The following is a 13,278-nucleotide window of genomic DNA, read 5'->3' on the forward strand; positions in this document are numbered from 1 at the left end:
GTTTCGAGGTGTGGCTGCCTTCGATGCGGAATACTTCACTTTCCCCTGACGAGTGTCAGTGCCCAGCCATACGATGCGAAGCGTCAACGAAGACGCTGAGGGGATAGAGAATGACGCAGATGCACGAGGGTTGGTACCCCGACCCCACGAAGAGGCACGAGCAGCGCTACTGGAACGGCAGCACGTGGACCGAGCATGTGTTCACCAAGGGCGCGCAGAGCGTGGACCCGTACGTGACCGAGGCTGTCCCGGTCACCTCCACCACTCCCGCTGGCACTGAGACTTCGGCAGCTTCCGCCACGCCGAACCACACCAAGCGCAACGTGGCGTTGATCGGAGGCGGCGCGATCGCGCTGCTGCTGTTCATCGGCGTCGTCACCGGAGGCGGTGACGATGCGGAGACCGTCGCCGCGCCTACGCCCTCGGCAACACCGACCGTCGAGAGCGAACCAGCCGAGGAACCCGAGGCTGAGCCATCGCCAGAGCCAGTGGTGACGGCGACGATGCCCGACATGGTGGGGATCGCCATGGTCGACCTCGACACGGACTCTCTCCCTGCGGAGGTCCTCGATCCGCTCCTCGCCGTCGGCGCCGGCTTCGAGGTCGGCGAAGGCGGTGACATCGCGACCATCTTCGGAGTGATCGGATCCACCGTTCCCGCGGCAGGAGAGACGCTTTCCGAGGGCGACGTGGTCATCGTGAACGTCGAGGCGACCGCATCGCTCGAGGAACAGAACGCGGTCGCGGAGGCCCTCTCGTACCTCGAGTACAGCGCGTTCTCACCGGCTGGCCTCTTCGACCAGATGACGTCCGAGTACGGCTCCGGCTACACCGAGGCATCCACCACCTTCGCCATCACCTTCCTCGAGGACAACGGCCTCGTGAGCTGGAAGGACGAAGCGGTCGAGGCGGCGCAGTCCTATCTCGACTACAGCGCCTTCTCCCGCGCCGGCCTCAAGGGCCAGCTCACGTCGGAGTACGGCGAGCAGTTCATCGCACAGCGAGCCGAGTACGCCATCAACTACCTCGAGGAGAATGGCCTCGTCGACTGGAACGCTGAAGCAGTCGAGTCGGCGGAGTCATACCTCGCATACTCGTCGTTCTCGCGCGCTGAGCTCATCCGACAGCTGACATCGAAGTACGGCGAGGAGTTCACCCAGGCCCAGGCGGAGTACGCCGTCGCGCAAGTCGGGTACTAGGCGCTGCCGCAGGTGGGACACGTCAATGCTGGCGAGCCCCACCTGCGGTCCGGGCGCGCGTTGCGCTCGGGGCCTCGCACCTGACCTTGACCCGTCCGGCTCACGCAGGGCGTGCGCCGACACAACCCGATCCCATCGGTGTGCGTTTACCCTGCGATTGGGGGCCAGTCTTGAGGGATCGCGAACTGCTCGACGAGATCTACGAGCTTTCTCTGCCGCGCCTTGGCGCCTACGGGTTCGCGCTGACGGGCTCTTACTCAGCGGCAGAGGAGCTGGTGCAGGCGGCGATCGTGAAGACGTTCTCGAAGCGCCGCAGGTACCGCGATCTTGCAGCGGCAGAGGCGTACGTGAGGTCCGCGATCCGCACTCTCCACATCGACGGCACCCGGCGTCAGGCGCGCTGGACGGCGGCCGCTTCGTCGTTGGTCGCCGATGACCAGGTGTCCGACCATGCCCCGCGAGTCGACAGTGACGACGCGGTCAACCGGGCGCTCGCCACGCTGCCTCCCCGGGTCAGAACGGCCGTCGCGCTGCGCTACGTCGACGACATGACCGTGGCCGACATCGCCCACACGATGGGCACCGCCGAAGGCACCATCAAGCGCTACCTCTCTGAAGGACGAGAGAGCCTCGCGACGACGCTGGGAGTCCCCGTCGCAGAGGAACCCGAGACCGTGCAGATCAAGGAGGCGCGACGATGAGCGAGCTTCGAGACACGCTTCGCCACAGTACGGCGAGCGCCGGAGTGGACGTCGCACGTTCACTCACGGCCTCCGTCGATCGCGACGCCACCTGGGCGCAGGTCACTCAGGCACGCCGTCGGCGCACCGCCTGGCAGGCGTCAGGAGCGGTCGCCGCAGTCGCTGTCGGCGCGGTCGCCCTGGGAGCCATCGCCTCCGTCGGGCCGTTCAGGAGCGACCCCGCAGCGCCCCTGGTCGACGGAGTCCACGGTCAGTGCGACCTCGACTCCTCTCCCCTTCCGAACGTCCGGGCCATGCCCGGCGCCGGGTTCGAAGGCCGGGTCTACGCGGACTACACCACCGACACGTTCATGTTCCGTGCCCTCAACGGCGATCTCAGGAAGCTCGTGCAGGACGAGCAAGGAACGTGGCGCGACCCCGACACGGGCGACAGCTTCGCCGAGATCGGCTTCTACAGTCCCCTCTACCTTGAGGCCGACCAGGAGGCCGACCGCGCGGTGTTCGACCGGTACGACGGTTCGCTTCACTACGTCGACGACCCGACCGACCTCTACTACGAGTGGACGACGGACGTGCCGACGGACACCGGAGTCGACGTCAACCTGGAGGCGCTCATCGCCGTGCACCAGACAGCGGTGCTCGGGTGGGGCGAGCCGGTCACAACCGACCTCGCAGTTGGTGATCCGCAGGTGCAGCATGCAGTGACCTCACGCGAGGCGGACGCCACGACCGTGACGACGACCGAGGTGTTGATCGGCGACACCGCACCTCAGGTCGACGCAACGTCGGGCCTGGTCAGCGTCGCCACCACGGCGACGGCACACGATGGTCAGACGATCACGGTCACATCCAGCTACGACGCCTCGCGTAGCTACGCGGCGACATGCGGCCCGAACGAGAGCGCGTGGCAGGCCAACGGCAAGGACCCTCAGGACCCCCAGCCCAACCCGAACGTCATGCCGGTGCTCTCCGGCCCGGAGTCCGGCGTGTTCGCGTGCGACGCGACCCTCGACCCCGCGCTGCAGCGGGAGCCGAGGATGACCCTGCGGCGAGACGGAGTCGTCTTCGAGGAGACCACACAGACCCAGATCAACTATGGAGATGGCGGAGTGATGATCGTCCTCGACGACATCGACCCCCTCGAGGACTACACGCCACCGACCGTCAGCCTCAGCCCGGGCTGGAGCATTCGTTTCGACGGCTCCGACAACCCAGCGCAGCCGTCGCAGGGGTATTACCTCTTCACGCTGCCGGTCTGGGTGGACGCGGAGGGCCGGATCATCGGCACAAGCGATCCCGAGACCCTCGACGACACTTTTCGCGTGATCCTGGGAGACGCGGAACGGCCTACCGCCGCGGTTCTTCTCGACGCGTCCGTACGGGCCGGTTGCGGCAGCGCCGATGGCGACGCCCTCGCTGCGGCGTCCAGCATCCTCCTGACCGGCTACGGCCCGAGCGTCGACCAGATCGACTGGGCCTGGTACAACACGAGCGACTGACGGGCGCCTCACCTCGGCAGGTCGCTGACCTGACGCGGGACATGACGAGTCGAACATCCTCGGGAGGGTCCTGGGAGACGCCGTTGGCCCAGGTACTCGCAGAGACTCCCTCGGGTGGTGAACGCCGCTTAGCGTCCGAGACCAGGCCGTTCGCACCCGTGGATCAGGTGTGCATGGTCGTCGGCCCGACGAGACGAGCGGGCGATCTGACTGGTGGCGCACGCATCCGCTCGGTCGGGTGACGCCACCCACGACCGCGCGTGCAAGGAGAAGGAGACCCCGCATGACCTCCACGAATGCAGACGTTCCGGTGCCGCCCGTCGGCCAGGCAGATCATGGGTCCTCCGCGGCCTCGGGCCGCTCGGCGCGGAGCCGCTCACGAGGACTGGCGTGGCTGCTGCTCATCGTCAGCGCGCTCCTCGAGCTCGTGTGGGCGACAGGTCTCGCCGCCTCGGAGGGCTTCTCCCAGCCGATCCCCGCCGTCGTGTTCGTCATCGCCTTGATCGCGAGCGCCGCCGCTCTCGCCTACGCCATCCGGACGGTCCGCGTCGTCGCGGGCTTCGTGTGGTGGGGCGTCATCAGCGCGCTGATGACCGGGATCTGGGCGCTCCTCACCGGCGTCAACATCGCCAGCGTGGTCAGTGTGGCCGTGCTCGCCGTGGTGCTCGGCCTCGCCTTGGGGCTGCACCTCCTCTTCCAGCGCCGCACGCAGGCCACGTCCTAGCTGCGCGCCGAGAGCCACCCCACCCCCAAGCCACGATCTTCGCCCCGAGAAGGAGACCACTCATGACGCGAGAGCACACCCCCACCCCGGCAGCGAGCCTCGATCGAGACGCCCGGGCCGGGCAGTCCCCGCAGCTCTCCCGCCGCGCGCTCCTCGGCTTTGCGGGCGTCGCGGCAGCGACCGGCCTGGCCGCCTGCTCGTCTACCAGCTCCGGCGGATCGAGCAGTCCCGCCGCCACCCCGGGCGCCGCGAACTCCGTCGCGCCGTTCGACCTCGCCAGCGGCACCAACGGCAACGCCCCGACCGTGATGCTGAACACCGGATTTGCGATGCCCGTCGCGGGACTCGGCACCTTCCAGCTCTCTCAGCAGCAGGCCTATGACTCGGTCACCGCCGCCCTGGCGGCGGGCGTGAGGCTGATCGACACCGCGTACGCGTACCAGAACGAGGCACAGGTGACGCAGGCCATCCGCGACTCCGCGGTCCCACGCGAGGAGGTCTTCGTCTCCTCCAAGCTCTTCCCGACGCAGTTCGCCACCGCCGGCGCGGCTATCGACGGGGCGCTGGAGCGGATGGGCGTGGACTACCTGGACATGATGCTGCTCCACCGCACAGGGCCGTTCGACATCACGGCGTACCACGCGATGGAGAGGGCGATGGAGGACGGCAAGCTCCGGTCGATCGGCGTCTCCAACTGGTATGCCGAGGACTGGGAGCCCCTGCTCGCCGACGTCTCGATCCCTCCCGCGATCGTGCAGAACGAGAACCACCCCCTCTATCAGGAGCCGGATCTCGTGCCCTACGTGCACGACCTGGGCATCGTGTTCGAGTCCTGGTATCCGCTCGGCGGTCGCAACAACGTGACGCGGATGCTGGCGGAGCCGACGATCGGCGAGATCGCTCAGTCGGTGGGAAGGACGCCCGCACAGACGATCATCCGCTGGCACCTGCAGCGAGGCATCATCGCGATCCCCGGCTCGCGCAACGCCGACCACATCCTCGAGAACATCTCGGTCTTCGACTTCGAGCTGTCCGACGAACAGATGCAGACGATGAACGCCCTCAACCGCGACGAGAAGCTCGGGACCTTCTAGCAATCTTCGGGGCGTGCGACACGGCGCGATAGTTCGTCAGAGCACGATCACTCCCATGTCCACCCGGATGTGGAAAGTGCCACATTCGCCCGAATTGCGTCGCCTTTCCGGTCCCCCGAGCGGTGACGTGGACATGAAGACCTCACGCGCACAGCAGTCCACGTCCACCGAGGCCGGCACCACGTTCGGCCGCCTCTCCCCCATGCGTCGCCGCGCAGCCGCTGCCGCTGGCCTCGCCGGCCTGGCCGCGATCGTCGTCGGCGGTGCCGCCGCCGCCGACGAGGCGAAGCCCGGCGACTACCTGTACGAGGTCGACCGCGCCCTTGAGGATCTCGGCATCAACGACGGCGGCGCCGAGGAGCGCCTCGAGGAGACCGAGGAGCTCATCGAGGAGGGCGACGTCGAGGGCGCGCTCGAGTCGGCCGACGAGGCCGTCGAGGAGATGGACGAGGACGCCGAGCTCGACGAGGAGGACCTGGAGGAGCTCACCGGCCTGCTCCACGCCGCCGAGTCGGTCCTGAAGAACGGCTCCGAGCAGTCGCTCGAGCGCCGCACCCAGGTGGCCGAGATGCTCACCTTCATGGCCACCACCGACCTCAAGGGCAAGGAGTTCGGCCAGGCCGTCTCCCAGCACGCACGTGGCATCTGGGTTGACCCGGAGGCCGAGGAGGACGTGGTCGACGAGGACGCTTCCGAGGAGGAGCTCGTTGAAGGCGCCGAGGCCGCCGAGGGCGACGACCTGACCGAGGTCTCGGACAAGGCTGAGCTGAAGGAGCTCAAGAAGGCCGCCAAGGACGCCGCGAAGGACGCCAAGGCTGAGGCCAAGGAGCTCAAGAAGGCCGCCAAGGGCGCCGTCAAGGACGCCAAGGCGAACGCGAAGGGCAACAAGAACAAGTAGCCCCCGCGCCTGCACGAAGCGCTCGCGACCGCCCGGACTCGGTCGCGAGCGCTTCGTCGTTCAGGGGGTCGTGCGGACTGAGCGGACGGTCGACGACCTCGCGGGCCGTACCCGGCCGGGATGACGTACTACGTGTCAGCGCGGCGCGCTGACGTCCTCCGAAGGCGCCTTCTCGAGCGGCCTCGCCGCCGGCACCACAACGATCGCGATCAGCGAGATGACGCCGACGGTCAGCATCGCGTCGAGCACCCCGACGCGGTCGCCCAGGAAGCCGATGAGCGGCGGGCCGATCAGGAAGGCGCCGTAGCCGATCGTCGAGACCACGCTGAGGCGCAGCGCGGCACGCGCCGGGTCGTCGGACGCGGCGGACATGCCGACGGGGAAGCCGAGGCTGGCGCCCACTCCCCAGACGGCGACGCCGATGAAGGCGAGCCAGGTGGGCCCGAACACGACGAGCACGCAGCCGACGACGGCCGTCACGAACAGCACGCGCAGCACTGCCACACGACCGAAGCGGTCGAGCAGCCCGGCACCGATGATCCTGCCGGCCGTCATGAAGCTGAGGAAGATCGCGAGCGCGACTACGCCGAGCGCGTTGGAGGTCTCGTGGCCGTCGACGAAGGCGACGGCCATCCAGTCGTTGGCGGTGCCCTCGGCGAAGGCGGCGGCGAGCACCATCAGTCCGATGAGCAGCGTGCGGGGCTCCAGCCACGGCGAGCGCACCTTGCCGGTCGCGGCGACCGCCTCGGGCGCGCCCTCGTCGTAGGCCGGGAGGAAGTTGCGGGTCAGCCACCAGGTGGCGACCAGGCCGAGCACCGCGACGGCGCCGATGTGCAGGGAGACCGGCACGTCCAACCACGTGAGGAGCGCGCCGATCAGCGCGGCGACGACGGTGCCTCCGGAGAACCCTGCGTGGAACCAGGGCATGATCGCGCGGTCGAGCGCCTGCTCGACGATCGATCCCTCGAGGTTCTGGGCGACGTCCCAGGTGCCGATCCCGAGTCCGACAAGGAACAGCGGGATCATGATGAGCGGCAGCGCCGCGTGCGCCTCCACCGCCAGGCCTGCCACCAGGAGTCCTGCGAGCGAGACCACAGCGCCGGCGCGCACCGTGTTCGCGGCGCCGATCCTGTGGGCGACCCGTCCAGCCGTCGGGAGGCCGCATAGCGATCCGGCGGAGATGGCGAGCAGCAGCAGCGACAGCTGACCGGGTGAGATCTCGAGCATCTCTCTCACGTCAGGCACTCGCGACATCCACGTGGCGAAGGCGAAGCCGTTGACGCCGAACACGAGGAGCGTGGCGATGCTGGCGGCCCGAAGGTCGCGCGGGGTTCGGGTCATGTCGGTGGGCTGGGTGGTCACAGGGTCAACTCTGGTGCATGGCGGCGTGCCACGCGACCACTGGGTGGCACCGTCGCGAGGGGCACTGAGAGCAGCGTGACTGCGAGGATGGAAGGCATGCACACGCGCACACTCGGACAGGGTTTGAAGGTCTCGGCGGTCGGGCTCGGCTGCATGGGCATGTCGCAGAGCTACGGGCCGAACCCGGGCGACCGGGACGACATGATCCGGGTGCTCCGCTCGGCGGTGGATCACGGCGTCACGTTCTTCGACACCGCGGAGGTCTACGGGCCGTACGTCAACGAGGAGCTCGTGGGCGAGGCGCTCGAGCCCCTGAAGGCCGAGGTCGTGATCGCGACCAAGTTCGGGTGGAACATCCAGGAGGGCCGAAGCGCGGGCCTCGACAGCCGACCCGAGCAGATCCGCCGCGTCGCGGAGGCGTCGCTGGCCCGTCTGCGGGTGGACACGCTGGACCTCTTCTACCAGCACCGCGTGGACCCGGACGTGCCGATCGAGGACGTCGCGGGCGCCGTGAAGGAGCTGATCGACGAGGGCAAGGTGCGGCACTTCGGCCTGTCCGAGGCGTCGGCCGCGACGATCCGCAGGGCCCACGCGGTGCAGCCGGTGACTGCGGTGCAGAGCGAGTACTCGCTGTGGACCCGCGACCCGGAGCGGGAGGTGCTGCCGACGCTTGCAGAGCTGCGGATCGGCTTCGTCCCCTTCAGCCCCCTGGGCAAGGGCTTCCTGACCGGCACCGTCGACGCCTCGACGACGCTCTCCCCCGGAGACATCCGCGGCACGATCCCCCGCTTCGAGGCGGACAATCTCGCCGCGAACCAGGCGCTTGTCGCGCACGTGAGGAGCCTGGCCGACGCGAAGGACGCCTCCGCCGGTCAGGTCGCGTTGGCCTGGCTGCTGGCGCAGCACTCGTGGATCGTCCCCATCCCCGGCACACGCTCGACGGCGCGGATCGCGGAGAACGCCGCCTCCACACAGGTAGCCCTCTCGGCCGACGAGGTGGCGGACCTCGACTCGCTCGCCACCCGGATCGGGGTGCACGGAGACCGCTACAACGCGCTGCACATGGGTCTGGTCAACGGCTGAGCGGCGCAGCCGCCCCTAGCCGGCCGGCGCGTCACACGCACGCCGGACACGCAGAAGGGCCCCGACTCCCTGCGGAGCCGGGGCCCTTCGTGTCACCTGCGTTCGGTTCTCACCGATCGCTCATGAGGGTGCTTACTTGCCCGAGTACACCGGGAAGAACGCGACGTCGCCGTAGTCCTTGGCCTCGAGGTTCATGAGGGTGTTCATGTCCTCGGCGGAGATCTCGAAGTTCACGTCGGCGTTGGCCTTCATGTGCTCCTTGTTCGCCGTCTTCGGCAGCGCGACGGTGCCGAGCTGGATGACGTAGCGGATGGCAAGCTGCGGGACCGAGACGCCGTACTTCTCAGCAAGGGCGCCGATGGTCTCGTTGTCGAGGATCTGGCCGTGGCCCATGGGCGAGTAGCCCTGGATCTGGATGTTCTTCTCGGCCGAGTAGGTGAGGATGTCCTGCGGCGTGTTGCCCGCGTGGACCAGCACCTGGTTGACGTGGGGGACGACCTTGGCGCCGGCGACGAGCGCGTCGACGTCCTCGTTCTTGAAGTTCGAGACGCCGATGGCGCGGACCTTGCCGGCCTCGAGCGCCTCCTCCATGGCTCGCCATGCCTCACGGTTGCCGTCGGTGTAGTCGCCACCGCGGAAGTCGGCCCACGGCTGCGGCGCGTGGATGAGGAACAGGTCGATGTAGTCCAGGCCCATCGTCTCGAGCGAGCCGTTGATCGCGGCCACAGCCTCGTCGTAGGACTTGATCTCGGCGTGGAGCTTGGTGGAGACGAAGATCTCCTCGCGCGGCACGCTGGCGGTGCGAACGCCCTCGCCGACACCGCGCTCGTTGCCGTAGGCCTGAGCGGTGTCGATGTTGCGGTAGCCCACCTCGATGGCGTCGCGCACGGCCTGGGCCGCGTCGGCGTCCTCGATGAACCAGGTGCCGAGTCCCAGCTTGGGGATCTCCACGCCGTTGGACAGGGTGTAGGTCTCGTCGAGAATCATGAGGTCTCTCCTTCTCTCTCGTGGTCTGTGTGTCGGCGGACGGCCACCCTCGCCGGGGCCGGCTGGTCCGCGTCGCCTTGTGGTGGTCAACGCGATCCGTCCGCGATGAATGCCCGTCGTTGAAGGGTTTCGCGTGACGCTCGGCGGTGACGTCTCGTCTCGGCCCTGCGCTTCGCACTCCCTTCCACGTGGGCTTGCAACATCAACTCTGGTCCTCGCATTCGCTCAGCGGAAGGGGTTCCTGGTGGGGGTTGCGCCAGTACCCCTCTCGTCCGGAGCCGATCGTTTCGGGGTCCGAGAAGTGGCACTCGGCGGCGAGAGCGCGTTCACGCAACATGACATGTGTCCAGGTACTTCGGTCCCAGATCACGGTTCCGTCACAGACGTTGACGACCCCGCAGAACGGCGGTACTTTGGCGAAAGCCAGTCATTGAATTGTTTCAATGATCGGCGGTTCGTGGCTCTTACAAGGAGGTAAGAATGACCATCGCACGCTTGCACCGTCCAGCGGCCGTCGGTGCCGCTGTCATCGCCGGTGCCCTGATCCTCACCAGCTGCTCCAGCGGCACGAGCGAACCCGAGGGTTCGTCGAGCGGTGATGGCGGCGAGATGACCGATCCGGTAGAGCTCACGCTCCTCACCGGCACGGTCGAGCTCAACGTCCAGATCGCCGAAGCCGTCGCCGCAGGGTTCAACGAGGCCAACCCCGACATCGTTGTCACCGTGGACGCCTCGATGCCCAGCGGCTCGGAGGGTGACAACCTGCTCAAGACCCGCCTCGCGACCGGCGACGCACCGGACATGTTCTGGTACAACTCCGGCTCGCTCCTCCAGGCGCTCAACCCGGACTCGCAGCTGCTGAACATCGCAGACCAGTCCTTCCTGAGCAATGTCCAGGAGAGCTTCATCCCGACCGTCTCGACTGCGAACGGCACCTACGGCGTGCCGATCGACGTCGCCGGCGGCGGCGGCATCTTCTACTCGATCCCGATCTACGAGGAGCTGGGCCTTGAGGTCCCGACCACGTGGGACGAGTTCGTCGCCAACACTCAGGCGATCAAGGACGCGGGCTACGACAACGCCCTCATCCAGTCGTTCGGCGACACCTGGACCTCCCAGATCATCATGCTCGCCGACTACTACAACATCTACAACGAGGACCCGGACTGGGCGGACAAGTACACGGCCAACGAGGCCCACTACGCCGACACGCCCATCGCGCTGCGTTCGTTCGAGAAGATGCAGGACCTCGCGGACGAGGGTCTGCTCAACAAGGACTTCGCGTCGCTCACGTTCGACCAGGCGCTCGAGCGCATGGCGAACGGCGAGGGTGCCCAGTACCCGATGCTGATGTTCGCGATCGACACCATGGTGGACCTCTACCCGGAGTCCGCCGACAACATCGGCTACTTCGCGATCCCGGGCGACTCGGCCTCCGCCAACGGTCTGACCGTCTGGATGCCGCCCGCCATCTACGCTCCCGCGGACACCGAGCACCAGGCTGAGGTGCTTCGCTTCATGGAGTACGTGGCAAGCCCCGACGCCTGTGCCGCACGTCTGGACGCCGGCGTGGCCGCCGGTGGCCCGTTCGTGGTGAACGGCTGCACGCTGCCCGACGATGTGCCCCAGGCCATCAAGGACATGCTGCCGTACTTCGACAACGGCAACACCGCACCTGCACTCGAGTTCCTGTCGCCCATCAAGGGCCCGTCGCTCGAGCAGATCCTCGTGGAGGTCGGTTCCGGCATCCGCGACGCCGGCGACGCGGCGGCCCTCTACGACGAGGACGTCAAGAAGCAGGCGCAGCAGCTCGGTCTCGACGGCTGGTGATCCGCACCACCGTCCACTGAAGGCAACCTTCCGGGCCCCGGCCTCACCGGCCGGGGCCCGGAAGCCTCACAGGAGCAGAGACCATGACAGACACCCTCACCCGATCCGGCTCGGACGCCAAGCCGGAGACGCCCACTCAGGCGAACCCCAAGAAGAAGAAGCGCAGCCCGTACCCGATCTGGTTCTACGCACCGGCGGGGATCATCTACACCACGCTCTTCGTGGTGCCGACGTTCGCGTCCTTCTACTTCGCGCTCACTCGATGGACCATCTTCGAGTCCGAGTTCATCGGCCTGGAGAACTTCCAGACGTTCTTCTCGGAGCCGTTCCTGTTCGAGAGCCTCATCAACACCATGATCTTCGCCGTGCTGACCTCCGGCGCGAAGGTGGTGCTCGGACTTCTCATCGCGGTCTTCCTGACGAGCCAGATCATCGCTCGCGGATGGCTGCGCTCCGTCGTCTTCTTCCCCGTCCTCATCTCCGCGGTCGGCATCGGCGCCACGTTCGCCGTGCTGCTCGACCCGTGGGAGGGGCTCGTCAACCAAGTCATCATGGCCTTCGGCGCCGAGCAGGGCCCCGGCTGGCTGACCGATCCGAACCTGGCCCTGATCTCCGTGGCCATGGTGGACATCTGGCGCGGCGTCGGACTCGCGGTGCTCATCTACATCGCCGGCATCGTCGCGATCCCGCAGGAGTACTTCGAGGCGGCGAAGGTCGATGGCGCCAACGCGTTCAAGCGCTTCTGGCACGTGACGCTGCCGCTCATGCGGCCGGCCACCACGACCGTCATCATCCTGTCCCTCATCGGCGGGCTCCGATCCTTCGACCTGATCTGGACGATGACCGGCGGAGGCCCCGGCTTCAGCTCTGACGTTCTCGCGTCGGTGGTCTACAAGCAGTACCAGGCAGGCTTCTACGGACTCTCGACCGCAGGAAACGTCGTGCTGTTCGTGGTGGTGGCGATCATCGTCGTGCCGCTCTTCTGGTGGCTCAACCGTAGGGAGGTCGAGCAGTGAGCGCCTCGACGGACACCAAGTCCCGCCTCAACCGCACCTACTCGTGGGTCGCGGGCCTCATCGGCATCGTCGTCACGGCGATCATCTTCATCGTGCCGTTCATCTTCATCTTCTTCACCGCGTCGAAGACACAGGTCGAGGCCGCACGGCTCGAGTTCTCGCCGCCCACCGAGTGGGCCTTCGTCGAGAACTTCGTCGAGGTCATCCAGGCACGCGACTACATCCTCGTCACGGCATTCATCAACTCGACGATCGTGACGGTCGGTGCGGTGTCGCTCATGGTGATCGTCTCGGCCATGGTCGGCTACGTGCTCCAGCGTCGATACACGCGCTGGAACGGGTTCATCAACTTCCTGGTGCTCGCGGGCCTCATCGTCCCGCCCGCCGTGGTCCCGACGATCTGGGTCATGCAGGGCCTGGGGCTCTTCAAGACGATGCACGGACTGATCCTCGTGATGGTCGCCTTCGGCATGGCGTTCTGCGTGCTCATGTTCAGGGCATTCGTCGCCACGATCCCCAGAGAGCTGGATGAGGCAGCGATCATGGATGGAGCGGGTCCGATCCGGCTCTTCTTCCAGGTGGTCTTCCCGCTGTTGCGCTCCGTCATCGTGACGGTGATCGTGGTCCAATCCGTGTTCGTGTTCAACGACTTCCAGGCACCTCTGTACTTCTTCCCCGGAGCGGAGAACGCCACCGTGCAGGTGACCCTGTACAACTTCCAGGGTCAGTACGCCACAGCGTGGAACCTGCTGTTCATGGACATCCTGCTCATCACGATCCCCATGCTCGTGATGTACATCTTCTTCAACCGTCAGATCGTCGCCGGAATGACGTCCGGAGCGGTCAAGGGCTGACGCAGGCGCAGACCCGGGAGAGGGCCCGGCT

General features: G+C 67.1%; 12 protein-coding genes. 10 read left to right on the plus strand and 2 right to left on the minus strand.

The window, feature by feature from the left end; all coding sequences use genetic code 11:
- The first annotated feature begins 110 nt into the window (after positions 1–110).
- The 6 genes from QQX04_RS12430 to QQX04_RS12455 all read left to right on the plus strand — a co-directional run bounded on the left by QQX04_RS12430 (position 111) and on the right by QQX04_RS12455 (position 6,115).
- On the plus strand, positions 111–1,199 hold the full coding sequence (locus tag QQX04_RS12430) for an Ltp family lipoprotein (RefSeq protein ID WP_301129682.1): 1,089 nt from the start codon (positions 111–113) through the stop codon (positions 1,197–1,199).
- A 170-nt stretch (positions 1,200–1,369) separates the two neighbouring features.
- Positions 1,370–1,900, plus strand: coding sequence for an RNA polymerase sigma factor (locus QQX04_RS12435; protein WP_301129684.1), 531 nt, complete (start codon positions 1,370–1,372; stop codon positions 1,898–1,900).
- Complete coding sequence (locus QQX04_RS12440) at positions 1,897–3,399, plus strand: hypothetical protein (RefSeq protein WP_301129686.1); 1,503 nt, start codon at positions 1,897–1,899, stop codon at positions 3,397–3,399. Before QQX04_RS12435 ends, QQX04_RS12440 begins: the two co-directional genes overlap by 4 nt.
- Before the next feature lie 283 nt (positions 3,400–3,682).
- A complete protein-coding gene (locus QQX04_RS12445; protein WP_301129687.1) occupies positions 3,683–4,123 on the plus strand; it encodes an SMR family transporter in 441 nt (146 codons plus the stop codon).
- Between the two features lie 62 nt (positions 4,124–4,185).
- Complete coding sequence (locus QQX04_RS12450; RefSeq protein ID WP_301129689.1) at positions 4,186–5,217, plus strand: aldo/keto reductase; 1,032 nt, start codon at positions 4,186–4,188, stop codon at positions 5,215–5,217.
- 133 nt (positions 5,218–5,350) lie between these two features.
- Complete coding sequence (locus QQX04_RS12455) at positions 5,351–6,115, plus strand: hypothetical protein (RefSeq protein ID WP_301129690.1); 765 nt, start codon at positions 5,351–5,353, stop codon at positions 6,113–6,115.
- A gap of 135 nt (positions 6,116–6,250) precedes the next feature.
- On the opposite strand, the gene QQX04_RS12460 is transcribed toward QQX04_RS12455, so the two are convergent.
- A complete protein-coding gene (locus QQX04_RS12460) occupies positions 6,251–7,477 on the minus strand; it encodes an MFS transporter (RefSeq protein ID WP_301129692.1) in 1,227 nt (408 codons plus the stop codon).
- Positions 7,478–7,573: 96 nt separating this feature from the next.
- Here QQX04_RS12460 and QQX04_RS12465 point away from each other — a divergent pair, with 96 nt between their 5' ends.
- Positions 7,574–8,560, plus strand: coding sequence for an aldo/keto reductase (locus QQX04_RS12465; RefSeq protein WP_301129694.1), 987 nt, complete (start codon positions 7,574–7,576; stop codon positions 8,558–8,560).
- A 132-nt stretch (positions 8,561–8,692) separates the two neighbouring features.
- Here the strand turns inward: QQX04_RS12465 and QQX04_RS12470 are convergent, their stop codons facing one another.
- Entirely contained in the window at positions 8,693–9,547 is an 855-nt protein-coding gene (locus tag QQX04_RS12470) for an aldo/keto reductase (RefSeq protein ID WP_301129696.1), read from the minus strand.
- A 480-nt stretch (positions 9,548–10,027) separates the two neighbouring features.
- Between QQX04_RS12470 and QQX04_RS12475 the strand changes: the two genes are divergently transcribed.
- From QQX04_RS12475 to QQX04_RS12485, 3 genes are all read left to right on the plus strand, one after another.
- Positions 10,028–11,377: an ABC transporter substrate-binding protein gene (locus QQX04_RS12475; RefSeq protein ID WP_301129698.1), complete on the plus strand. Its 1,350-nt coding sequence runs from the start codon at positions 10,028–10,030 to the stop codon at positions 11,375–11,377.
- A gap of 83 nt (positions 11,378–11,460) precedes the next feature.
- Entirely contained in the window at positions 11,461–12,393 is a 933-nt protein-coding gene (locus QQX04_RS12480; RefSeq protein WP_301129700.1) for a carbohydrate ABC transporter permease, read from the plus strand.
- Positions 12,390–13,247 carry a carbohydrate ABC transporter permease gene (locus QQX04_RS12485; RefSeq protein ID WP_301129701.1) on the plus strand — a complete coding sequence of 286 codons (858 nt, stop codon included), beginning with the start codon at positions 12,390–12,392 and terminating at the stop codon, positions 13,245–13,247. The genes QQX04_RS12480 and QQX04_RS12485 overlap by 4 nt, the downstream gene beginning before the upstream one ends.
- Positions 13,248–13,278: the final 31 nt, after the last annotated feature.

It is taken from the genome of Demequina zhanjiangensis, assembly GCF_030418315.1.
Lineage (GTDB): Bacteria > Actinomycetota > Actinomycetes > Actinomycetales > Demequinaceae > Demequina > Demequina zhanjiangensis.

Excerpts from the sequence above, each read along its gene's own strand:
- QQX04_RS12475 (WP_301129698.1), top strand. The coding sequence starts at position 10,028 with ATGACCATCGCACGCTTGCACCGTCCAGCGGCCGTCGGTGCCGCTGTC.
- QQX04_RS12455 (WP_301129690.1), top strand. The coding sequence starts at position 5,351 with ATGAAGACCTCACGCGCACAGCAGTCCACGTCCACCGAGGCCGGCACC.
- QQX04_RS12430 (WP_301129682.1), top strand. The coding sequence starts at position 111 with ATGACGCAGATGCACGAGGGTTGGTACCCCGACCCCACGAAGAGGCAC.
- QQX04_RS12440 (WP_301129686.1), top strand. The coding sequence starts at position 1,897 with ATGAGCGAGCTTCGAGACACGCTTCGCCACAGTACGGCGAGCGCCGGA.
- QQX04_RS12445 (WP_301129687.1), top strand. The coding sequence starts at position 3,683 with ATGACCTCCACGAATGCAGACGTTCCGGTGCCGCCCGTCGGCCAGGCA.
- QQX04_RS12450 (WP_301129689.1), top strand. The coding sequence starts at position 4,186 with ATGACGCGAGAGCACACCCCCACCCCGGCAGCGAGCCTCGATCGAGAC.
- QQX04_RS12465 (WP_301129694.1), top strand. The coding sequence starts at position 7,574 with ATGCACACGCGCACACTCGGACAGGGTTTGAAGGTCTCGGCGGTCGGG.
- QQX04_RS12480 (WP_301129700.1), top strand. The coding sequence starts at position 11,461 with ATGACAGACACCCTCACCCGATCCGGCTCGGACGCCAAGCCGGAGACG.
- QQX04_RS12470 (WP_301129696.1), bottom strand. The coding sequence starts at position 9,547 with ATGATTCTCGACGAGACCTACACCCTGTCCAACGGCGTGGAGATCCCC.